Raw genomic sequence first — 21,590 nt, forward strand, 5'->3', positions numbered from 1 at the left:
TGTGAACGCAAAAATCGATTGGCATCGCGGCGCGGCGTAACCACATAGGCGCTCGCCGCGAACAGCATGCGGCCGTCCAGAGCAGGGGTTCCCATGAGCAATTTCGACTTCGACCTGTTTGTCATCGGCGCCGGGTCGGGCGGGGTCCGCGCCTCGCGCATCGCCGCATCGCACGGTGCGCGCGTGGCAGTAGCCGAGGAGCATCGGGTCGGCGGCACCTGCGTCATCCGCGGCTGCGTCCCCAAGAAGCTTCTCGTTTACGGCGCCCATTTTGCCGAGGACCTGAAGGATGCACGCCAGTTCGGCTGGGACGTTCCCGATTGCAAGTTCGACTGGGACCGGCTGCGCGACAACGTCCTTGCCGAAGTCACCCGGCTCGAAGGCCTCTATGGTCAGACGCTAGAGAATCACAAGGTTACGGTCTTCAAGACCCGCGCCACCGTCGTGGGACCGCAGAAGGTACGGCTCGCCGACGGGCAGGAAATCAGCGCCGAACGGATCCTGATCGCGACCGGCGGCTGGCCGCACGTCCCCGAATTTCCGGGTAGCGAACATACGATCACCTCGAACGAGGTGTTTCATCTCGATAAACTGCCGAAGCGCGTCGTGATCGCGGGCGGCGGCTATATCGCCAATGAATTTGCCGGAATCTTCAACGAATTTGGTAGCAAGGTGACGATCGTCAATCGCGGCGACACGATCCTGCGCGGCTATGACGAACAGATCCGCGACCGGCTGCTCCAGATTTCGATGACCAAGGGCATCGAATTCCGCTTCAACGCGCCGTTCCAATCGATCGAGCGCAATGACGACGGGTCGCTCACCGTGAATCTCGAAAATTGCGACGCGATCCAGGCCGACGCGGTGCTCGTCGCAGCGGGGCGCGTTCCTAACAGCAAGGGCCTCGGCCTCGAAGAGGCGGGGGTCGAACTCGACGAGCATGGCGCGATCAAGGTCGACGAGCGCAACCAGTCGTCGGTGCCGAGCATCTTCGCGGTCGGCGACGTGACCAACCGCATCCAGCTCACGCCGGTCGCGATCCGCGAGGGGCAGGCGTTCGCCGACACCTTCTTCGGTAACAAGCCGACGGTGGTCGACTATGCCAATGTCCCCAGTGCGGTGTTCAGCCATCCGCCGATCGGCGCGGTCGGCATGACCGAGGCCGAGGCACGCAACAAGCTCGGCTCGATCCGCGTCTACACCAGCGATTTCCGCGCGATGAAGAATGTCCTCGCGGGCCGCAACGAGCGCGCCCTCTACAAGATGGTCGTGAACGCTGCGACCGACCAGGTCGTCGGCCTTCACATGATCGGCCCCGACGCGCCCGAAATCCTTCAAGCCGCCGCGATCGCAGTGAAAGCGGGGCTGACCAAGGCCGATTTCGACAACACCGTCGCGCTGCACCCGAGCATGGCCGAGGAACTGGTGCTCCTCAAATAGGGTTTCGGCCTGTAACCCGCATGCGCTATCTTCGCTGCAAATAGTGAGGGGAGGGGCGCATGGCGGGAACGGCACTGGTCACCGGGGGCAGCGGCTATATCGCGGGCTTCCTGATCCGGCAGCTCATCGCAAATGGCTGGACCGTGAACACGACGGTTCGCAGCCTGAAGCGCGAGGACGAAGTCCGCGGCTGGCTGGGCGTCGATGACGGCAAGCTGCGCTTCTTCGCCGCCGACCTCGAAAATGACGCCGGCTGGGCCGATGCGATGGCGGGGTGCAGCCATGTCGCGCATGTCGCGTCGCCGTTTCCGCTGGGCGTACCAAAGCATCCCGACGAACTCATCATTCCCGCGCGCGAGGGCGCTCTTCGCGCCTTGCGCTTTGCGAAAGCCGCGGGGGTCAGGCGTTTCGTCCTAACCTCGTCGATGGCCGCCATCGCCTATGGCCATGGCAAGGGCCGCGAACTCTACAACGAAGCCGACTGGACCAATCTCGATAATCCCGACGTCATGCCCTATCCGCGCTCGAAGACCGTCGCCGAACGTGCGGCGCGCGACTGGGCCGCGGCCGAGGGCGACGATATGGAATTTGCCTCGGTCAATCCGGCGGCGGTGTTCGGGCCGTTGCTCAGCGATGATCTCTCGACCTCGATCGAACTGGTGAAACAATTGCTCGAGGGCAAGGTGCCGATGTGCCCCGACATCGGCTTCGGGATCATCGACGTGCGCGACGTTGCCGATCTTCATTACCGTGCGCTGACAGCACAAAGCATCCACGACGAACGATACGCCTGTTCGGGGCCGTTCCTGAAGATGATAGACGTCGCGAACGTCCTGACCACGAACCTCGGCGACAAAGCGAAGAAGGTGCCGACGCGCAAGATGCCCGACTGGCTGCTCAAATTGTTCGCGCTCGTCCGGCCCGAACTCAAGCAACTCGTCGCCGAACTCGGCAATGTGCGCGGCGGCGACAGCAGCCATGCAATGCAGACGCTCGGCTGGACGATGCGCACGCCCGAGGAAGCGATCCTCGCGACGGCGCATAGCTTGATAGAGCGGGGAATTGTGAAGCCGTGAAATAAGTGAGCCCCGGCTTTCGCCGGGGTTCACCCCTTAAGCGATCGTCGGAACGATCCCGCCTTCGGCGCGGATCGCGGCGCCGTTGGTGACCGCCGCGAGCGGGCTCGCCAGATAGGTCACCATCGCGCCGATCTCGTCCGCCTCAATCAGGCGGCGGATCAGCGACAGCGGGCGCAGCTCCTCGAAGAAGGCCTTTTCGCGTTCGGCTTCGGGCGCATCGGGGTTCGACACCACCGAGCGGATGAAGTCGGTGATCCCTTCCGACCGCGTCGGCCCGGGCAGCACGCTATTGACCGTCACGCCGGTGCCCTTGGTCTGCTCGGCTAGCCCGCGCGCGATCGTGAGCTGTGCGGTCTTAGTCATGCCGTAATGGATCATCTCGGCGGGCGGCAGCAGGCCGCTTTCGCTCGCGATGAAGATCACACGGCCCCAGTCCTTCTCGAGCATCTTGGGGAAATAGTGGCGCGACAGGCGGGCGCCGCTCACCACATTGACCTCAAAGATATTGTGCCAGTCGGCGTCGCTGATTTCGGCAAAGGGTTTCGCCTCATAGATGCCGAGATTGTTGACGAGAATATCGACCGCAGGAACCGCTGCAATCAACGCATCGGCGCCTTCGGGCGTCGCGGGATCGGCGAGGACCGCGCGGATCGTGCCCGACCGTGCCAATTCGGCCGCGGCCTCATCGAGCTTCTGCTGGTTGCGGCCGGTGATGACAACGTCGACACCCTCTTCGGCGAGGCGCTTGGCAATCGCAAAACCGATGCCGGCGGTCGATCCGGTGACGAGGGCCGTCTTTCCCTTGAGTTTGAGGTCCATGATGAAATCCTTCCTTGGTGCAATTTGATGATCCGAAGATAGCGGCGCGACCTATTGTTGATTAGAATGCGCTTCATCATTTCAGTGGTGATTCAAAATCAGGAATGGCGATGGACAACCGGTTTGGCGATATCGAAACCTTTCTGGCAGTGGCAAATGGCGGCAGCCTCGCGTCCGCGGCAAAGGCGCTGCGGCTGACGCCCTCGGCGGTCAGCCGCAGCATAGCACGGCTTGAGCAGCGGCTGGGCGTCACATTGATGCGCCGGACGACGCGCTCGCTCGCGCTGACGTCGGACGGCGAAGCTTATCGCGACCGGATGAGCGTCCTGCTAGCCGATATCCAGTCGGTCGAAGCGGGATTGGGCCAGGAACAACAGGGACCGCGCGGGCTGCTTCGCATCAACGCCTCGCCCTCGATCGGCACGATGGGTCTGTTGCCGATCCTGCCACGCTTTACCGCGCGCTATCCCGACATCACCGTCGACCTCGCGCTGTCCGATACTATCGTCGATCTGGTCGAGGAACGCGCCGATATCGCGTTCCGCATTGGTCCGCTCCGCGACACGAGCCTGCGCGCCAAGAAGCTTGGCCATAGCCGCATGGTACTGGTCGCAAGCCCCGACTATCTCGCGCGGCGCGGAACGCCGCATCACCCCGACGATCTCGACAAACATGACTGCCTGCGCTTCAGCTTCCGCCGCTCGGTCGACAGCTGGCCTTTTCGCATCGGCGGCAAGATCGTCCAGCGCCCCGTCCACGGCAGCTTCTTCGGCAATTCGGGCGAGGTGGTGCGCCGCATGGCGGTCGCGGGCGGCGGTATAGCGCGGCACGGGCGCTTTCATGTCGCAAAGGATCTAACGGCCGGGCGGCTCGTCGAAGTGCTGCCCGACTTCAATCCCGGCGACGGCGAGGATATCCATGCACTTTACGCGCCCGAGGACCGCGCGGCCGCGCGCATCCGCGCCTTCCTCGATTTCCTCGACGAGGAACTGGTGATCGAAGGCTAGCCGATCCGGTACGGCACGACGTCGCGTCGGTCGGGGTCAACGAGTATCGGCCGGTCGCTCGGCGGGAAGGCGCGCTGGTCGCAATCGTCGCGCGGGCAGATGCGACACGACAGGCCGATGCGCGTCGCGGCTTGCGGCGCGGTGACATCGACCCCGTCGGCATAGACGAACTCGGCGGCATATTGCGCCTCACACCCGAGCGCGACCGCGTAGCGGCGCGGACTGCGCGCATAGCTGCCCGACGGCTTCACCAGTCCCTTCGCCATCGACACATAGCGCAGTCCGTCGGGCGTCTCGGCAAGCTGGAACAATATGCGGTCGGGGATCGCCGCAGCTTCGTGGACGATCCAAAGCGGACAGGCACCGCCGAAGCGGGCGAATTGTAGCCGTGTTGCGCTGTGCCGTTTGGTGATGTTGCCCGCCATGTCGACGCGGCAAAAGAACATCGGAATACCGCGCGCACCGGGGCGCTGGAGCGTCGAGAGGCGATGGCACGCCTGTTCGAAGCTGACCCCATATGCAAGGCGCAGCTGGTCGATATCGTGCCGCACCGCGCGCGCGCTGGCGCGGAAGGGCGCATAGGGCATCAGCACCGCGCCCGCAGCATAGTTGGCGAGACCGACATGGAGAAGCTGGCGCGCCGCCGCGGTGCGTAGCGGCGACGCTTCGACCACCGTCGCGATTTCCCTGGCGAGCGCGAGCGCCGCCAGTTGGTGCGCGAGCTGGAAACGACGCGTCTCGGCGGGCTGCGACGGGTCGATCACCAGATGGCGCATCGTCGCGTCGAAATCGCGCAGCGCCTGCGCCTGCTGGTAGACGATCGAAATGCCGAGCGCGTCGCGCAGCCGCCGTTCGATCGCCTCGATCGGGGGGGAAGGATCGCGCCCCCGGAGCTGTTCTGCAAGCGCTTCGGCAGCGCGGTCGATGCTGTCGACATAATTGCCCGCGTCATGAAACCAGTCGCGCACCTCTTCCCACGGCAGGCGGCTCCCCTCGGCAGTGCCGCCGGTCAGGGCCTCGTCGATGATCTGGAGCCGCTGGCCTGCGCGGCGATAGGCGGCGTGCAACGCAACGAACTGGTCGGCGAGCTGCGGTTGTTGCAGCGCCGCGCGTTCGAGCTGGTCGGGCGCGATCGGCGTTGCGGCGAACAGCGGATCGGCGGCCGCCTCGCGCAGCGCGCCCTGACGGCGGTCGTCGGCGTCATGCGTCACTTCTTCCCATTCGAGCGGGAACAGGGATTGCAACCGGTCCAGCAAGGCCGGGGTCAGCGGGCGATCGTCATGCTCGATCTGGCTGAGATAGGAAGCGGATATGCCCAGCCGGGCCGCGAAGTCGGCTTGCTTGAGCGTGCGCGCTTCGCGCAACTCGCGAAGCTGGCGGCCAGCAAAGAGGCGGCGAGGAGCCATGCGCACAACTTAGTTTGCAAAACTGGACTTTGCAACTTTGCAAATTCGCATTTGCCTCTGCGCGGCGAAGCGGGCAGACGACGCTCTCCCGATCGATGGAGAAGCCTGTGTCCGCCAATATCGCCGAAATGGAACGCCGCCGTGCCGCTGCCGCCATGGGGGGCGGGCAAAAGCGTATCGACGCGCAGCACGCGAAGGGCAAGCTGACCGCGCGCGAGCGGCTCGACGTGCTTCTCGACGAAGGCTCGTTCGAAGAACTCGACACCTATGTCGAACATAATTGCACCGATTTCGGCATGCAGGACCAGATCGTCCCTGGCGACGGCGTCGTCACCGGATCGGGCACGATCAACGGCCGCCTCGTCTATGTCTTCAGCCAGGACTTCACCGTCTTCGGCGGCTCGCTGTCCGAGCGCCATGCCGAAAAGATCATGAAGGTCATGGACAATGCGATGAAGGTCGGCGCGCCGGTCATCGGCCTGAACGACAGCGGGGGTGCGCGCATCCAGGAGGGGGTCGCGTCGCTCGGCGGCTATGCCGAGGTGTTCCAGCGCAATGTGCTCGCCTCGGGCGTCGTTCCGCAGATCAGCCTGATCATGGGGCCGTGCGCGGGCGGTGCAGTCTACAGCCCCGCGATGACCGACTTCATCTTCATGGTGAAGGATTCGAGCTACATGTTCGTCACCGGCCCCGACGTCGTGAAAACCGTCACCAACGAGGTGGTGACGCAGGAAGAGCTTGGCGGCGCGATCACGCACACGACCAAAAGCTCGGTCGCCGATCTGGCGTTCGAAAATGACATCGAAGCGCTGCTCGCGGCGCGCGACTTCTTCGATTATTTGCCCGAGAACAACCGCAGCGGCGTGCCTGTTCGTCCGACGAGCGATCCCTACGACCGCGCCGAGCCGAGCCTCGACACGCTGATCCCGCCGAATGCGAACCAGCCGTACGACATGCACGAGCTGATCCGGAAGACCGTCGACGAGGGCGACTTCTTGGAGGTGCAGCCGGCGCACGCCGCGAACATCATCTGCGGCTTCGGGCGGATCGAGGGGCGTACGATCGGTATCGTGGCGAACCAGCCGCTCGTGCTCGCGGGCGTGCTCGACATCAATTCGTCGAAGAAGGCCGCGCGCTTCGTCCGCTTCTGCGATGCGTTCGAGATCCCGATCATCACCTTCGTCGACGTCCCCGGCTTCCTGCCCGGCACCGCGCAGGAATATAACGGCATCATCAAGCATGGCGCGAAGCTGCTCTTCGCCTATGCCGAGGCGACGGTGCCGAAAATCACGGTGATCACGCGCAAGGCCTATGGTGGCGCATACGATGTGATGGCGTCGAAGCATCTGCGCGGCGACCTCAACTACGCCTGGCCGACCGCCGAGATCGCGGTGATGGGCGCGAAGGGCGCGGTCGAGATCATCTTCCGCAGTGATATCGGCGATCCCGAAAAGATCGCGCAGCGCACCAAGGAATATGAGGATCGCTTCGCGAACCCGTTCGTCGCGGCGTCGCGCGGCTATATCGACGAGGTCATCCACCCGCACAACACGCGCAAGCGGATCGCACTGGGGCTCCGGAAGCTGCGGAACAAGCAACTCGAAAACCCGTGGAAGAAGCACGACAACATCCCGCTTTGATCGGAGGCGCGGTTTTTTGTCGCCATATGTGACGTCCGGCACATCTGCTGCAACGGACTGGAGGCAAGGACAGGGGGCGGTTAGTATATGATCGCGATGTCATTGATTCCAAATGAGGTTTGAAAATGCGTAAGCTTCTTCTCCCCCTGTCGATCCTTCCGCTGCTGGCCGCAGCCCCCGCCGCATGGGCGTTCGATCCCGATACGCCGGTCGGCGCCGCCCAGCCCGCTTTTCCCGTGGCGCTGGGCAGCGAGGAAAACACGACGATCGGTCTCGCGTTCCAGACCGCCTTCGGCCTCGCCAAGGGCGCCGAGACCACTGCGACGCGCGAAATCGATGGGCGCACCTACACTTTTCGCCCCGCCGCCATCCACCTGCTCCCGAACAATGTCGGCGTGCTGCTCAGCCTCGGCAGCCTCGATGACGCGGGGCACAGCGAAGGCGGGATCAACGCGATCCATTATTTGCAGGGCGGCCCGTCGGGCTGGCAGAGCAAGGGCGAGTGGCTGAACCTGGGTTCGGTCGGCAGCGTCGGCAATGCCGCGACCGCCTGGGCTTTCAGTGATGCACTGGGCAAGAATCCCTATTTGGTCACGTCGGGTGGCGGCGTGTGGCAGGGCTGCGCGATCAGCAGCGCGACGATAACCGAGCTTGCACCGGGCGGCCCCGTCGATCGCGGCGGCTTTACCGACAGTATGAGCTCGGGCGCCGGCCTGAACCAGAAGGAACAGGGTTTCGACGGGCAGATCACCACGGCCGTACCCGACAAGAGCTTTACCGTCACCTATGCGGGGACGCGCGCAATCAAGCAGCAATATGTGTTGAAAAACGGCAAGTACGAGCTGGTCGGAAAAGACCAGATCCCGGGCTGCTGAGGAGAATGAGATGAAACTGGGTCGCCTCAATCACATCGGCGTCGCGACGCCGTCGATCGCCGACAGCATCGCCTTTTATCGCGACGTGATGGGGGCGACGCAGATCCACGAGCCGTTCGACCTGCCCGAACAGGGGGTCAAAGTCTGCTTCGTCGACACCCCGACCGACAGCGGCCTGAACGGCACACAAATTGAGCTGATCGAACCCTTGCCGGGCAATGCGTCGATTGCGGCTTTCCTGCAAAAGAACCCCGCAGGGGGGCAACATCATCTGTGCTACGAAGTGCCCGACATCCATGCCGCCAAGACCGAGTTCGAGGCGATGGGCAAGCGCGTCCTCGGCGAGCCGCGCATCGGCGCGCATGGCACGCTGATCTTCTTCCTCCACCCCAAGGATATGGGCGGGGTGCTGACCGAGATTATGGAAACGCCGAAGGGCAATCATTGATTTGTGTACCCCGGCGAAAGCCGGGTCCCATGACTGCACGAGGCCCCGGCTTTTTCCGGGGATCACAACCTAGAGACCGCATATGACCGACAAGCCGACCATCGACCAATGGGCTGCCGCCGCCGACAAGGAAGTGAAGGGCAAGGACCTCACTTGGGCGACCCCCGAGGGGATCGACGTTAAGCCGCTCTACACCGCCGAAGACGTGACGGCCGATCCGGGTCTGCCCGGCTTCGCGCCCTTCACCCGCGGCGTGCGTGCCTCGATGTATGCGGGGCGCCCGTGGACGATCCGGCAATATGCGGGTTTTTCGACCGCCGAGGAATCGAACGCCTTCTATCGCCGCAATCTCGCGGCGGGGCAGAAGGGCCTCAGCGTCGCGTTCGACCTTGCGACGCACCGCGGCTATGACAGCGACCACCCGCGCGTCGTCGGCGACGTGGGCAAGGCGGGCGTCGCGATCGATAGCGTCGAGGATATGAAGATCCTGTTCGACGGCATCCCGCTCGACCAGATGTCGGTATCGATGACGATGAACGGCGCAGTGATCCCGATCCTCGCCTTCTTCATCGTCGCGGGCGAGGAGCAGGGGGTCGATCGCAAGCTGCTCGACGGCACCATCCAGAACGACATCCTCAAGGAGTTCATGGTCCGCAACACCTATATCTATCCGCCCGAACCCTCGATGCGGATCATCTCGGACATCTTCGGCTACACGAGCCGCGAGATGCCGAAGTTCAACAGCATCTCGATTTCCGGCTACCATATGCAGGAAGCCGGCGCGACGCAGGTGCAGGAGCTGGCGTTCACCATCGCCGATGGCGCCGAATATGTGCGCTACGGCGTCGCGTCGGGCCTCGACATCGACAAGTTCGCCGGGCGCCTGTCCTTCTTTTTCGCGATCGGCATGAACTTCTTCATGGAGATCGCGAAGCTGCGCGCCGCGCGCGTCCTTTGGCACCGCGTGATGACCAACCTCGGCGCGAAAGACGAGCGGTCGAAGATGCTGCGCACCCACTGCCAGACATCGGGCGTGTCACTCACCGAGCAGGACCCGTACAACAATGTCATGCGCACGACGATCGAGGCGATGGCGGCGATGCTCGGCGGGACCCAGAGCCTCCACACCAATGCGCTCGATGAAGCGATCGCGCTGCCGACCGATTTCTCGGCACGCATCGCGCGCAACACGCAAATCGTCATCCAGGAAGAGACGGGGATGACCAAGGTCGTCGACCCGCTGGGAGGCTCCTATTATGTTGAGGCGCTGACGCAGGAGCTGGTCGACAAGGCGTGGGAGATCATCGAGCGCGTCGAGAAGGAAGGCGGCATGGCCAAGGCTGTGGCAGCCGGCTGGCCCAAGGCGATGATCGAGACCGCCGCCGCGGCGCGGCAGGCGCGCGTCGACCGCGGCGACGACGTCATCGTCGGCGTGAACAAATATCGCCTGAAGGACGAGGACCTGCTCGAAACGCTCGAGGTCGACAACGCGAAGGTGCGCGAGGGGCAGATCGCACGGATCAACCGCATCAAGGCTTCGCGCGATGAGGCGGCATGCATCGCCGCCCTCAAGGCGCTGCGCGATGGCGCCGCGCAGCCCTCGAGCATCGAAAACAACCTCCTCGCGCTCGCGGTCGAAGCCGCGCGCGCGCGCGCGACGCTCGGCGAAATCTCGTCGGCGATGGAGGAAAGCTTCGACCGCTACGGCACCCAGCCGACCCCGGTGAAGGGCGTCTACGCCGCCCCCTATGAAGGCGACGACCGCTGGCAGCAGGTGCTCGACGGGGTGAAGGCGGTCGAACGCCGCATGGGGCGCAAACCCAAATTGCTCGTCGCCAAAATGGGGCAGGACGGTCACGACCGCGGCGCCAACGTCATCGCCTCGGCGTTCGGCGACATGGGCTTCGACGTCGTCTCGGGACCGCTGTTCCAGACCCCCGATGAAACCGTTGTGCTCGCGCTCGAAAGCGGTGTCGACGTCGTCGGCGCATCGAGCCTTGCCGCGGGCCACAAGACGCTGATCCCCGAACTGATCGGCAAATTGAAGGAAGCCGGGCGCGGCGATATCAAGGTGATCGCGGGCGGGGTGATCCCGCCACAGGATTATCAATATCTTCGCGACGCGGGCGTGCAGGGCATCTATGGCCCCGGCTCCAACGTGGTCGAATGCGCCGCCGATGTGCTGCGCCTGCTTGGCCACAATATGCCGCCGCTGGAGGATGCTGCGTGACGCCGTTTCGCGCAGCTTTGCCGATAACAACAAAGGGTCGACCCGAATGAACCTCTCCCAAACCGCCATGAATGACGATCAGCCGCGCACCGACTGGACGCGCGAGGAAATCGCCGAATTGTTCGACCTGCCGTTCGACGAGCTGATGTGGGAGGCGCAAGGCGTCCACCGCCGCCATCACGCGCGCGGCGAGATCCAGCTCTGCACCTTGCTCAGCATCAAGACCGGCGGCTGCGTCGAGGATTGCGGCTATTGCTCGCAGTCGAAGAGCGCCGACAGCGGGCTCAAGGCGACCAAGTTGATGGATGTGCGCGCGGTGCTGCAGGCGGCAGCGCAGGCGAAGGATTCGGGCTCGAAGCGTTTCTGCATGGGCGCCGCCTGGCGCAACCCCAAGGACCGCGACATGCCCGCGATCGTCGAGATGATCGAAGGCGTGCGCCAGATGGGCATGGAAACCTGCATGACGCTTGGGATGCTGTCGAAGGAACAGGCGCAGCAGCTCGGTGCCGCGGGGCTCGATTATTACAACCACAACATCGATACGAGCCCGGAGAATTACGGAAATATCATTTCGACCCGCACCTTCCAGGACCGCCTCGACACGCTCGACGAAGTGCGCAGCGCCGGGATCAACGTCTGCTCGGGCGGGATCGTCGGGCTGGGCGAGAACCGCGCCGACCGCGTCGGCTTCATTCACGCGCTGGCAACGCTGCCCGAACATCCCGGCAGCGTGCCGATAAACGCGCTGGTACCGGTGAAGGGCACCGTGCTCGGCGACATGCTCGCCGACACGCCGCTCGCGAAGATCGACGATATCGAGTTCGTTCGCACGGTAGCGGTCGCGCGCATTACCATGCCGATGAGCATGGTCCGCCTGTCGGCGGGCCGCGAGAGCATGTCGGAGGCGACGCAGGCGCTCTGCTTCATGGCGGGCGCGAACAGTATCTTCACCGGCGACAAGCTGCTCACCACCGCGAACGCCGGCGACAGCAAGGACGCGGCACTGTTCGCCAAACTGGGCCTGCGCCCGATGGAGGGCGAAGAGCCGATGCGCCAGAGCGCGCAGATGGAGGCAGCGGAATGATCCTCTCCGCCCTTTTGGCTCTGGCAGCCGCCGCGCAGGAACCCGAGATCGATTGCGACAATGCGATGGCGCAGTTCGAGCTCAATGCCTGTGCCTACAAGGAGTTCGAACGCGCCGACGCCGCGATGAACGCGCAGTGGAAGGTGACGGCCGCACGGATGAAAGCCATCGACGCCGACTTCGACCGCACGCAGGACAACCGGCCCGGCTATTTCGACACGCTGCTCGCCGCGCAGCGCGCTTGGCTGACCTATCGCGACAAGCATTGCGCGGGCGAGGGCTACACGATGCGTGGCGGCTCGGCCGAGCCGATGATGATCAGCGGTTGCCAGACCCAGCTGACCGATGCGCGTACCAAGCAACTCAAAGATTTGATCGAGGAATATTGAGGGCCATGTTCAAGAAGATCCTGATCGCCAACCGCGGCGAAATCGCCTGCCGCGTCATCAAGACCGCCCGCCGCATGGGCATTGCGACCGTCGCCGTCTATTCGGATGCCGACGCACGCGCGCCTTTCGTGCAGATGGCCGACGAGGCGGTTCATATTGGTGCGTCGCCCGCGTCCGAATCCTATCTCATCGCCGACAAGATCATCGCGGCGTGCAAGGCGACGGGCGCCGAGGCGGTGCATCCGGGCTATGGCTTCCTGTCCGAACGCACGAGCTTCGCCGAGGCGCTCGCCAAGGAAAATATCGCCTTTATCGGCCCGCCGGTCGGCGCGATCGCCGCGATGGGCGACAAGATCGAGTCGAAAAAGCTTGCGAAGGAAGCGGGCGTCAACGTCGTCCCCGGCTTCGTCGGCGAAATCCGCGACACCGAGCATGCGGTCGAGATTTCGAACGAGATCGGTTATCCGGTTATGATGAAGGCGTCCGCCGGCGGCGGCGGCAAGGGCATGCGCCTTGCCTATGACGAAAAGGACGTCCGCGAAGGCTTCGAGGCGACCAAGCGCGAGGGTCTCAACAGCTTCGGCGACGACCGCGTCTTCATCGAAAAATTCATCCTGAACCCGCGCCATATCGAGATCCAGATCCTTGGGGACCAGCACGGCAACGTCCTCTATCTGAACGAACGCGAGTGCAGCATCCAGCGCCGCCACCAGAAGGTCGTCGAGGAAGCGCCGTCGCCGTTTGTGACCGAGAAGATGCGCAAGGCGATGGGCGAGCAATGCGTCGCGCTGTCGAAGGCGGTCGGCTATTACAGCGCCGGCACGGTCGAGCTGATCGTGTCGGGCGCCGATCCGACGGGCGAGAGCTTCTACTTCCTCGAAATGAACACGCGGCTTCAGGTCGAACATCCGGTGACCGAAGCGATCACCGGCATCGATCTTGTCGAGCAGATGATCCGCGTCGCCGCGGGCGAAAAGCTCGAAATGACGCAGGACGATATCAAGATCGACGGCTGGGCGATCGAGAACCGCGTCTATGCCGAAGATCCGTACCGCGGCTTCCTGCCCTCGACCGGGCGTCTCGTCCGTTACCGCACCCCCGTTCCGGCGTGGGAAGGCGACGAGCGCGGCGTCGACGGTGTGCGCGTCGATGCGGGGGTCGAAGAGGGGGGCGAGGTCTCGATCTTCTACGACCCGATGATCGCGAAGCTGGTCACGTGGGGCAAGACGCGCGACGAAGCCGCCGATTTGCAGATCGCGGCGCTCGACCGCTTCGAGCTCGAAGGACTCGGCCACAATATCGATTTCGTCTCGGCGATCATGCAGCACCCGCGCTTCCGTTCGGGCGAGCTGACGACGGGCTTCATCGCCGAGGAATACCCCGAAGGCTTCCACGGCGCCGACGCCGGCGACGAGGTCGTTCGCGCACTTGCCGCGATCGCGGGCTTCATGGCGAGCGCCGAGGCCGACCGCGCGCGGCGCACCGACGGCCAGCTCGGCGACCGGCTCGATCCGCCCGCCAAATGGCAGGTGACCGTTGGCGGCAGCGCGCACAAGGTCAAGCTCGGCCACAAGCATATCAAGGTCGATGGCGAGGCGATCGACATCGCGCTCGAATATACGCCGGGCGACAAGCTGGTGGTCGCCGAGATCGACGACAGCGAACTCGCGGTGAAGGTCGCGAAGACGCGCTCCGGCTGGCGCATGACGACGCGCGGCCGCATCCATGACGTACACGTATTGCCCTGGCATGTTGCGCCGCTGTCGGCGCACATGATCGAGAAGGTCCCGCCCGATCTGTCGAAGTTCCTCATCTGCCCGATGCCCGGCCTGCTCGTCACGCTCCACGTCGGCGAAGGCGACAAGGTCGAGGCGGGCCAGCCGCTCGCGACGGTCGAGGCGATGAAGATGGAAAACATCCTCCGCGCCGAGAAGTCGGGGGTCGTGAAGACGGTCAACGCGGCGCAAGGCGACAGCCTCGCGGTCGATGCGGTGATCCTCGAGATGGAATGACGCCATGCACGTCAACCACGATCAGGACACTCCGGCGGCGGAGGCGATCGGCTTCGACGATTTCCTCCGCGTCGACATCCGTATCGGCACGATCGTCGAGGCGGAGTCCTTCCCCGAGGCGCGCAAGCCCGCGTTCAAGCTGAAGATCGACTTCGGTCCTTCAATCGGGGTGAAGAAGAGCAGCGCGCAGATCGTTGACCGCTATACGCTCGAAGAGCTTGCGGGACGGCAGGTCGCCGCGGTCGTCAACTTCCCGCCGCGCCAGATCGGCAAGTTCATGTCGGAAGTGCTGACCCTGGGCTTCGCCGACGAGGCGGGCGCGGTCATCCTCTTCGCGCCCGACCGCAAGGTCCCCGACGGCTCGCGGCTGTTTTAGGGAAATTCGATGTCAGCTTAGAGGTGGGAAGCTGCCACACCTAATATTCGTCATCCCCGCGAAAGCGGGGACCCAGAGCATGCGTAGGTTGACCCCACACTGGGTTCCCGCTTTCGCGGGAAAGACGAAGTTATAAGTACCCGAACGTCAGCTTTCGATCGCTAGCCGAAACCTTGTCAGGTTCGTCGTTCACGGCCCCGTCAGTTCCGCAGGCGGTCGATCGCCTGCGCCAGCGCCACATAGAGCTTGCCGATATCCGACGAGAGCAGGGTGACGCTGATCGCCGACCCGTCGCGCGCGCCGATCAACAGGCGCAGCATCGCTTCGAAATCGTGGATGAACTGGTTGACCGATGCGTGGAAGCCGTCGTCGGCCTGATAGAGGCGCAGGATTTCCTTGGCTTCGCTATTCTCGACCAGCTTCACCGCGCGCCGGGCGAATACGCCGCGGTCGCCCTTCAGATAGGCGTCCCACGCGGTATCGCTGACTTCGCTCGACAATATCTTCGTCACGTCGATCGCGGTCGATTTGAGCGCTTCGGTCAGTAGCCCAACCTGCTTGGCAAGCGAATCGCGATCCGACGCGGCGATCGCCTGTTCGGCCTCGCTCACGCGCTGCTCGACGCTGGCGCTCGTGTCCATGATCGTGATCAGCTGGCGCATCAGCCGGTCGGCGGCGCCGTTGGCGGCCGCAACCGCGCGCGCCGACGCATCCTCGATCGCGGTCAGCTGCGCCATCACCTCGTTCTTGAACGCGGCGTCGATCGCATCGGTGGCGGTTGCCTGCATCGTCTCGCGCGCGCTCGCGACAAGCTTCTCCAGCGTCAGACGCGCTTCAGCGGCGGCCGAATCGGCGGTCGCGCGAACCTCGCCCAGCGTCGCGATCATCCGCGCGCCGCCCTGTTCGGCGAATTCGTCGGCCCCGTCGCGAAGCTTGGCGAGCGCGGCTTCGGCGTCGGCGAGCGAGGTGTTGATGCGATCGACCAGTTCCTGCTGGCTGGTTGCATGACCCGCCATCTGTTCCTCGTTCGCCTTGAGCGTCGCCTGCACCGCGTTGACGTGCGACGCGGTCGATTGCGCGACGAGTTCGGACGCTTCGAGCATCGGGCGCAGCTGCGACAGCGCAGTCTGCGTCGTCTTGCCGTGCGAGGTGATCCGGTCGAGCGCATGCGGCACGGTTTCGTCGAGTTCGCGCGTCACCGCGTCGAGCGCTAGCAGCAGCGATTCGGCATGGGTGATGAGCTGATGCGCCGATGCGTTGCCGCTCTGCACTTCCTGCATGAACGCGCCGAGCTGTGCCTTGGTATCGTCGATCGCGCGCCCGATGACCCCGGTGCTCGCGCTGACACTGACATCGAGGATTTCGAGCTGCTGGCCGACATCGGCGACATGCGCGGTGATCCGCGATGCCAGCGCATCGCTTGCTTCGGCGTGCGCTGAAAGCTGCGCACCCATCGCATCGCCGGCGTCGCGCGCCGCGGCGAGCTTGCCGTCCATTTCGGTGGCGGCGGTATCGACGCCTTCGCGAAACTGCCGCCAGCTTGCCTCGATCTGGCCCGTCATCGCGGCAACGGTCGACGCCATGTCATCGCGTGCGGAAGCGGCGACGCCGGTCAGCCGCGCCAGCGCCGCGCCTTGCGCGTCGGTGACCTGCGCCGATGCGGCGAGCAGCTCGGTTTCGGTTTCCTTCGTCTGTTCCTGGAGCGCAACGATCGCTTCGAGAATCGCGGCGGTCGACGCCTGACCTGCGTGCGCGGTCTTCGACGCTTCCTCGCCCAGCGCGGCGAGTTTCGCTTCGAGGTTGGCGCCCTGCTGGTGCGCGACAAGGCCGGCTTCGCGGAAATTGACCGCCAGTCGCTGCGCGACATCGTCGATCCGCGGCAGGCCGGCGAGCAGCCCGTCCATCCGCTGCATCGCGACGTCGCCCGAACGTGCGAGCTGGTCGTGCGCGTTGGCGATGACCGACGCGTTGCTGGCGAGCTTGTCGCTGCTTTCGCCGAGCCGCATCACGGTGTCGAGACCGAGCTGCTGGACGATCTTCGCCTGCTCGCCAAGCTGTCTTTGCGCGTCGGCGAGATGCAGGCCCAGCGAGTGCATCGACTGGTTGAGCGCCAGATTTTCTTCGCGAAGGGCCGCCGTGATGCGCGTGAAGCGCGCCTGTTCGGACCGCCCCGAGCGCATCAGCACCATCCACAGCACCGCGAGCAGCGTCAGCGGCATCGCGATGGTCGCGACCAGCGCAGGCCAGTCGGCGAGGGAGGGGCCGCGCGAAAGGCCATCGGTCGCGACGGCGAGCGCAAAACCGGTCCAGCCGATCGCCAGGAAGACGAGCAGGGCAGGGGCGGCACGCTCGCGCCACGCCGACGGCGCAGGCGGTACATCCTCGATCGTTTCGGTATCGCTGAGCGACGACATGTCGAGCCAATCCCGTTCGGCAGGTGCCGCCGCTTCGGGCGTGACCATGGTTTCGGGCGCGGCCGCCTCTGCCGGCGCCGCGCTGTCCGCTTCCTGGTTTGCCGCGGAATCCCGCCACAATCCGACGATTTTCTTTTCCCCCGTCATTCGGACATCTTAGCATCAAATGCCCGCCATGAAACGGAAACTTAACCACAAGGGTGCCAACCCTGTGGAATGTCCTTCGACAGCGGCCCCCTCGACCGGTATCTCAGCGCGGCGTTCGGCGACGATCCCGCGATGGCGATGGACCTGCGTTCGGCCTTTACCGGCAGCGCGCGCGACCTCGCCGACCTGATGCGCCGAGCGCGCTGCGACGCCAATTGGGAAGTCGCGGCGCTGCGTTTGAAGGGGCTGGCCGCGACCTTCGGGATCATCCCGCTGATCGAGCTGGCCGAAGAGGCGATGGCCGGCGCCCCGGGCGACCCGGCGGTCCTGCGCGAGATCAACAAGGCGATCGACGCGCTCGCCTGACCCGGCAAACCGGGTTCAATTCCCGTTCAGCCGCTTGACCCCAATGAAATATCGATATCCGCTGTCTTGCCTTGGCAACGCGACGGGTTTAGCCGCGTTACCGAAGCGCGGCCGGACCTGCGCGCGCCAGACTGGATGAGCGCTCGAAGCCGGCCGAGTTCAAAGGAGAGATTTCGATGTTCAACCGTTTCCGCTCGATGCCCGCAACGGCGATGGCTGCCGTGCTGGGCTGCGCGCTGATGACGACCGCGACGCCGGCCGCCGCGCAAAAGAAAGAAAAGCCGAAAAAGGAAGAGGCGGCGAAGGGCAAGGGCCTGTCCGCGAGCAAGGGTTTCGCGCCCGCGCTCAAGAAGATGACCGATGCGACGGGCGCGAAGGACGCAGCGGCGTTGCAGGCGGCGCTGGCCGAAGGGCAGACCACCGCGACGACGCCCGACGACAAATATCTGGTTGCCTTCTATCAGCTGCAAGCCGGCATCCTCGGCAAGGACCAGGCGCTGCAGGGGCAAGGGCTCGACGCGATGATCGATTCGGGCCTGACGCCGCCCGAGAATGTCGCCGTCTATAATTTCTATTCGGGCAATTTCGCCTATGCCGCGAAGAACTACGCCAAGGCGATCCAGCGGCTCGAAGCTGCAAAGGCTGCCGGCTCGACCGAAGCCGCGCTCGCCCCGATGCTGATGGATGCCTATCTGAACGGTGGACAAATCGACAAGGGCTGGGAAATCGCTAAGGCCGGCATCGATACCGCACGCGCCGCCGGAGCCAAGCCGTCGGAAGAACTGTATGTCCGTCCGGCGCAGGCATTCCAGAAGGCAAACCGCACGAACGAGATGCTCGACGTGCTGACAATGCGCGTCCAAGATTATCCCACCGCCGCCACCTGGCGCAACACGCTGTACATCCTGCTGCAGCAGTCGGGCGGTGACAAGGAACTCAATCTCGATATCCTGCGGCTGATGCGCGCGACCAATTCGATGATCCAGCGTCCCGAATATCTGGAATATGCGGCGCTTGCGACCGAAGCCGGTTTCCCGGGCGAAGTCGTCGCGGTCATCAAGCAGGGCCAGAACAGCGGTGCGGTCCCGAAGAATGACAGCCATTTCGGTTCGATCCTCGAATCGCAGGGGCCGCGCGCCGCGACCGACGCCGCTGCGGTGGCGGCCGACGCCGCCAAGCCGGCGACGCTCGCCAATGCGAAAGTCGCGCGGTCGGTCGGCGATGCGCTCGTCGGCAACGGCGACGCGGCGAAGGCGATCCCGCTTTACGAAGCCGCGCTGAAGGCGGCGCCGGGCGACAATCTTGCCCAGTTCCGCCTGGGCGTCGCGCAGGCGCTGGCCGGGCAGGGCGACGCCGCCGCCGCGAGCTTTGCCAAGGTGCAGGGTAATCGCCAGCGGCTCGCGCAGCTCTGGACGATCCGCGCCAAGGCTGGCGCAGCTCCCGCAGCGGCACCCGCAGCCGCTCCGGCTACCGGCAGCTAAGCTTTCGGTTCACGCACAAGATCAGGGCGTCGTTCCGGATGGGAACGGCGCCCTTTTTGTTGGATCGGACCCGGCCCTGAAGGTCAGGGTTCGACCGGGATTCCCGCAAGCTGCTTCGCGGTGCGAATCGTGAGCGACGTCTTCACGCTCGTGACGTTCGGCGCGGAGGTGAGGTGCGCGGTCAGGAAGGACTGGAAGCTCTGGAGGTCGCGCGCGACGACCTTCAGCAGGAAGTCGATCTCGCCGTTCAGCATATAGCATTCGCGCACTTCAGCGAGCCCGCCGACATAATCCTCGAATGCCTTCAAATCCGATTCGGCCTGGCTGCGCAGGCTGACCATCGCAAAGACGGTGATGCCATAGCCCAGCTTCGCGGCATCGAGGTCGGCATGGTACGACCGGATGACCCCGGACTCCTCCAGAGCCCGCACGCGGCGGAGGCATGGCGGAGCCGTCAGCCCCACCATCTGTGCCAGTTCGACATTCGTCATCCGCCCGTTTTTTTGCAGTTCGCCCAGTATCTGCAAATCAATCTGATCGAATTTCTGACTCGCCATCATTGAAACATCCGCTTTCCAAAACTGCGGCGACCATAATATTATTTCAGGCGAATGCAATTGTCCCACAATGTGACGCGAAGAGTGAAGGCACTTTCATGACCGGATGATTCACGCTAGCCGGTAAGCATATGCTAACCAACGACCGAAGGTGTGGGGCTGACTTCGCGTGACTGCTGACTCGATGATTGCGACCATCTTGCGTCAGGCGCCGGCGGATCGCCGCGCGAGTATTGTCGCGTGGCGGCAACTCACCGATATTCTGGCTCAGCGCGGCAATCAACTGGCCGATGACGATATCCGGCGCAGCCTCCATGCACTCGCTGTGCTCCGGCCACGCGTCCCCGAATCCGTCCGCCGCGACTGCGCGCGCGCGATCGCCCGCCACGGCCGCTTTGCACCGCTCGTTGCGCTCTATGCGAATGATGTTCCGGCCGTATCGGCGATCATGCTGCGTGAGGCGCGGCTTGCCGAAGCCGACTGGCTCGCACTGCTGCCCGCGACGGGCGCGATGGCGCGATCGGTGCTTGCGGGGCGCGGCGACCTGCCGCGGGCCGTCACCCGCGCGCTCGCGAGCCTCGGCAGCGCATCGGTCGCCTTGCCGCAGCCCGAGGCGCTGGCCGACGAAAAGCCCGTCCCGGCGGCCGAAATGGCCGTCGTGCCCGATGCGGCTCCCGAGAGCGGCCCGAGCCAGATCAGCGAGCTCGTGCGCCGGATCGACAAATATCAGTCGACCCGCAGCCAGCCCGAGGCGCCGCGCGCGCCGCGTGCCGCATTCCTGTTCGAAACTGGCCCCGACGGCGTCGTCCACTGGGTCGATGGCGTGACTCGCGGCGCCGTGATCGGCCTGTCGATCGCCGAAGCAGCGTTCGGCGGCGAACCGGGCACCGACGGCGTCGCAGCAGGCGCGTTTCGTCAGCGCGCCGAAATCATCAACGCGCGCATGTTGCTCGAAGGCACTCCTGCCGAGGCCGGCGAATGGCGCTTCTCGGCGCTTCCGTGGTTCGATCCGGCGACGGGACAGTTTCGCGGCTATCGCGCGAGTGCGCGGCGTCCGCAACGCAACGAAACCCCCTATGGCCGGACGGTGTCCGAAGATTCGGGCGACTCGATCCGCCAGTTGATCCACGAACTTCGCAGCCCGCTCAACGCCATTTCGGGGTTCGCCCAGATTATTTCCGGGCAGATGTTCGGACCCGTAAGCCACAGCTATCGCACGATGGCCGAAACGATCGTTGCCGATGCAGCGTCGGTTCAGTCGATCATCGACGACCTCGAGACCGCGGCGCGAAGCAGCGCGGGTGTCGTCGCGAAGCCGCACGAGGAAGTCGTCGATATCGGTGCGATCGTGACGCAGGTCGAAAGCGACCTTGCAGCGCTCCTTGCCGACCAGCGCGTCGACCTCAGCATTTCGCGTGTTGGCGGGCCGTTCCTTGGACTGGCGAGCGATGCCGATATCCGCCGCATGGTCGGCCGCCTGTTGACCGCGCTCATCGATGTGTCCGAACCGGGCGCGATCCTGGTCGGCCAACTGGTTACCGAGTCGCGCCATGACGACATGCTCCAACTGCGTATCGTCCGTCCGGCGACGATCCGTTTCGCGACCGCTGCCGACCTGCTCGACCCGGGCTTCAGCCCCGAGGGCGAAGCGCCCGGCGCAGCGGTGCTCAGCCTCGGCTTTTCGCTGCGTCTCGTCGACAGCCTCGCACGTGGTAGCGGCGGACGGCTCGATATCGGGCATAACGCCTTGACCTTGCACCTGCCCTCGGCCAACTCCAAGGCCGAGGTCGAGCTGGAAGTCCAGCAAGGCGAATAACCCG

At 64.7% G+C, this 21,590-nt stretch carries 18 protein-coding genes; 14 read left to right on the forward strand and 4 right to left on the reverse strand.

Annotated elements, in window-relative coordinates:
• Window positions 1-93 precede the first annotated feature (93 nt).
• Both gor and VGN62_RS13720 read left to right on the forward strand, forming a co-directional pair.
• Window positions 94-1,440, forward strand: coding sequence for a glutathione-disulfide reductase (gor, locus tag VGN62_RS13715; RefSeq protein ID WP_327454769.1), 1,347 nt, complete (start codon window positions 94-96; stop codon window positions 1,438-1,440).
• A gap of 59 nt (window positions 1,441-1,499) precedes the next feature.
• On the forward strand, window positions 1,500-2,516 hold the full coding sequence (locus tag VGN62_RS13720; RefSeq protein ID WP_327454771.1) for an NAD-dependent epimerase/dehydratase family protein: 1,017 nt from the start codon (window positions 1,500-1,502) through the stop codon (window positions 2,514-2,516).
• A 36-nt stretch (window positions 2,517-2,552) separates the two neighbouring features.
• Here VGN62_RS13720 and VGN62_RS13725 read toward each other — a convergent pair whose 3' ends face one another.
• Window positions 2,553-3,338, reverse strand: a complete 786-nt coding sequence (locus tag VGN62_RS13725) for an SDR family oxidoreductase (protein WP_327454774.1) — start codon at window positions 3,336-3,338, stop codon at window positions 2,553-2,555.
• A 110-nt stretch (window positions 3,339-3,448) separates the two neighbouring features.
• On the opposite strand from VGN62_RS13725, the gene VGN62_RS13730 reads away from it, so the two are divergent.
• Window positions 3,449-4,345: a LysR family transcriptional regulator gene (locus tag VGN62_RS13730; protein WP_327454776.1), complete on the forward strand. Its 897-nt coding sequence runs from the start codon at window positions 3,449-3,451 to the stop codon at window positions 4,343-4,345.
• On the opposite strand, the gene VGN62_RS13735 is transcribed toward VGN62_RS13730, so the two are convergent.
• The gene (locus tag VGN62_RS13735; RefSeq protein ID WP_327454778.1) at window positions 4,342-5,751 is read right to left on the reverse strand and encodes a helix-turn-helix domain-containing protein; all 1,410 of its coding nucleotides are present in this window, start codon (window positions 5,749-5,751) and stop codon (window positions 4,342-4,344) included. The two genes, VGN62_RS13730 and VGN62_RS13735, sit on opposite strands and share 4 nt — an antisense overlap.
• Window positions 5,752-5,858: 107 nt before the next feature.
• On the opposite strand from VGN62_RS13735, the gene VGN62_RS13740 reads away from it, so the two are divergent.
• From VGN62_RS13740 to VGN62_RS13775, 8 genes are all read left to right on the forward strand, one after another.
• Window positions 5,859-7,391, forward strand: a complete 1,533-nt coding sequence (locus VGN62_RS13740) for an acyl-CoA carboxylase subunit beta (protein WP_327454780.1) — start codon at window positions 5,859-5,861, stop codon at window positions 7,389-7,391.
• A 125-nt stretch (window positions 7,392-7,516) separates the two neighbouring features.
• The gene (locus VGN62_RS13745; RefSeq protein ID WP_327454782.1) at window positions 7,517-8,266 is read left to right on the forward strand and encodes a hypothetical protein; all 750 of its coding nucleotides are present in this window, start codon (window positions 7,517-7,519) and stop codon (window positions 8,264-8,266) included.
• A 10-nt stretch (window positions 8,267-8,276) separates the two neighbouring features.
• Complete coding sequence (mce, locus tag VGN62_RS13750) at window positions 8,277-8,714, forward strand: methylmalonyl-CoA epimerase (protein ID WP_327454784.1); 438 nt, start codon at window positions 8,277-8,279, stop codon at window positions 8,712-8,714.
• Window positions 8,715-8,796: 82 nt separating this feature from the next.
• Window positions 8,797-10,944, forward strand: a complete 2,148-nt coding sequence (scpA, locus tag VGN62_RS13755; RefSeq protein ID WP_327454786.1) for a methylmalonyl-CoA mutase — start codon at window positions 8,797-8,799, stop codon at window positions 10,942-10,944.
• A gap of 46 nt (window positions 10,945-10,990) precedes the next feature.
• Window positions 10,991-12,028: a biotin synthase BioB gene (gene bioB, locus VGN62_RS13760; protein ID WP_327454788.1), complete on the forward strand. Its 1,038-nt coding sequence runs from the start codon at window positions 10,991-10,993 to the stop codon at window positions 12,026-12,028.
• On the forward strand, window positions 12,025-12,417 hold the full coding sequence (locus tag VGN62_RS13765) for a lysozyme inhibitor LprI family protein (protein ID WP_327454790.1): 393 nt from the start codon (window positions 12,025-12,027) through the stop codon (window positions 12,415-12,417). The genes bioB and VGN62_RS13765 overlap by 4 nt, the downstream gene beginning before the upstream one ends.
• A 5-nt stretch (window positions 12,418-12,422) precedes the next feature.
• Window positions 12,423-14,429: an acetyl/propionyl/methylcrotonyl-CoA carboxylase subunit alpha gene (locus VGN62_RS13770; protein WP_327454792.1), complete on the forward strand. Its 2,007-nt coding sequence runs from the start codon at window positions 12,423-12,425 to the stop codon at window positions 14,427-14,429.
• 4 nt (window positions 14,430-14,433) lie between these two features.
• The gene (locus tag VGN62_RS13775; protein ID WP_327454795.1) at window positions 14,434-14,805 is read left to right on the forward strand and encodes a tRNA-binding protein; all 372 of its coding nucleotides are present in this window, start codon (window positions 14,434-14,436) and stop codon (window positions 14,803-14,805) included.
• A 200-nt stretch (window positions 14,806-15,005) separates the two neighbouring features.
• Here the strand turns inward: VGN62_RS13775 and VGN62_RS13780 are convergent, their stop codons facing one another.
• Window positions 15,006-17,366, reverse strand: a complete 2,361-nt coding sequence (locus VGN62_RS13780; protein WP_327454797.1) for a hypothetical protein — start codon at window positions 17,364-17,366, stop codon at window positions 15,006-15,008.
• Between the two features lie 69 nt (window positions 17,367-17,435).
• Between VGN62_RS13780 and VGN62_RS13785 the strand changes: the two genes are divergently transcribed.
• Window positions 17,436-17,732, forward strand: a complete 297-nt coding sequence (locus VGN62_RS13785; RefSeq protein ID WP_327454799.1) for an Hpt domain-containing protein — start codon at window positions 17,436-17,438, stop codon at window positions 17,730-17,732.
• Between the two features lie 176 nt (window positions 17,733-17,908).
• A complete protein-coding gene (locus VGN62_RS13790; RefSeq protein ID WP_327454801.1) occupies window positions 17,909-19,213 on the forward strand; it encodes a tetratricopeptide repeat protein in 1,305 nt (434 codons plus the stop codon).
• Window positions 19,214-19,296: 83 nt separating this feature from the next.
• On the opposite strand, the gene VGN62_RS13795 is transcribed toward VGN62_RS13790, so the two are convergent.
• The gene (locus VGN62_RS13795; protein WP_192645538.1) at window positions 19,297-19,770 is read right to left on the reverse strand and encodes an Lrp/AsnC family transcriptional regulator; all 474 of its coding nucleotides are present in this window, start codon (window positions 19,768-19,770) and stop codon (window positions 19,297-19,299) included.
• Between the two features lie 169 nt (window positions 19,771-19,939).
• Here VGN62_RS13795 and VGN62_RS13800 point away from each other — a divergent pair, with 169 nt between their 5' ends.
• Complete coding sequence (locus VGN62_RS13800) at window positions 19,940-21,586, forward strand: HAMP domain-containing sensor histidine kinase (RefSeq protein ID WP_327454808.1); 1,647 nt, start codon at window positions 19,940-19,942, stop codon at window positions 21,584-21,586.
• Window positions 21,587-21,590 lie beyond the last annotated feature (4 nt).

The sequence above is a fragment of the Sphingopyxis sp. genome, from assembly GCF_035998905.1.
Lineage (GTDB): Bacteria > Pseudomonadota > Alphaproteobacteria > Sphingomonadales > Sphingomonadaceae > Sphingopyxis.

What these genes read in the sequence shown, in the direction of transcription:
- mce (WP_327454784.1), top strand. Translation starts at nt 8,277, where the DNA reads ATGAAACTGGGTCGCCTCAATCACATCGGCGTCGCGACGCCGTCGATC.
- bioB (WP_327454788.1), top strand. Translation starts at nt 10,991, where the DNA reads ATGAACCTCTCCCAAACCGCCATGAATGACGATCAGCCGCGCACCGAC.
- VGN62_RS13780 (WP_327454797.1), bottom strand. Translation starts at nt 17,366, where the DNA reads ATGACGGGGGAAAAGAAAATCGTCGGATTGTGGCGGGATTCCGCGGCA.
- VGN62_RS13790 (WP_327454801.1), top strand. Translation starts at nt 17,909, where the DNA reads ATGTTCAACCGTTTCCGCTCGATGCCCGCAACGGCGATGGCTGCCGTG.
- VGN62_RS13785 (WP_327454799.1), top strand. Translation starts at nt 17,436, where the DNA reads ATGTCCTTCGACAGCGGCCCCCTCGACCGGTATCTCAGCGCGGCGTTC.
- VGN62_RS13770 (WP_327454792.1), top strand. Translation starts at nt 12,423, where the DNA reads ATGTTCAAGAAGATCCTGATCGCCAACCGCGGCGAAATCGCCTGCCGC.
- VGN62_RS13735 (WP_327454778.1), bottom strand. Translation starts at nt 5,751, where the DNA reads ATGGCTCCTCGCCGCCTCTTTGCTGGCCGCCAGCTTCGCGAGTTGCGC.
- VGN62_RS13720 (WP_327454771.1), top strand. Translation starts at nt 1,500, where the DNA reads ATGGCGGGAACGGCACTGGTCACCGGGGGCAGCGGCTATATCGCGGGC.
- VGN62_RS13725 (WP_327454774.1), bottom strand. Translation starts at nt 3,338, where the DNA reads ATGGACCTCAAACTCAAGGGAAAGACGGCCCTCGTCACCGGATCGACC.
- scpA (WP_327454786.1), top strand. Translation starts at nt 8,797, where the DNA reads ATGACCGACAAGCCGACCATCGACCAATGGGCTGCCGCCGCCGACAAG.
- VGN62_RS13795 (WP_192645538.1), bottom strand. Translation starts at nt 19,770, where the DNA reads ATGGCGAGTCAGAAATTCGATCAGATTGATTTGCAGATACTGGGCGAA.
- gor (WP_327454769.1), top strand. Translation starts at nt 94, where the DNA reads ATGAGCAATTTCGACTTCGACCTGTTTGTCATCGGCGCCGGGTCGGGC.
- VGN62_RS13730 (WP_327454776.1), top strand. Translation starts at nt 3,449, where the DNA reads ATGGACAACCGGTTTGGCGATATCGAAACCTTTCTGGCAGTGGCAAAT.
- VGN62_RS13745 (WP_327454782.1), top strand. Translation starts at nt 7,517, where the DNA reads ATGCGTAAGCTTCTTCTCCCCCTGTCGATCCTTCCGCTGCTGGCCGCA.
- VGN62_RS13765 (WP_327454790.1), top strand. Translation starts at nt 12,025, where the DNA reads ATGATCCTCTCCGCCCTTTTGGCTCTGGCAGCCGCCGCGCAGGAACCC.
- VGN62_RS13775 (WP_327454795.1), top strand. Translation starts at nt 14,434, where the DNA reads ATGCACGTCAACCACGATCAGGACACTCCGGCGGCGGAGGCGATCGGC.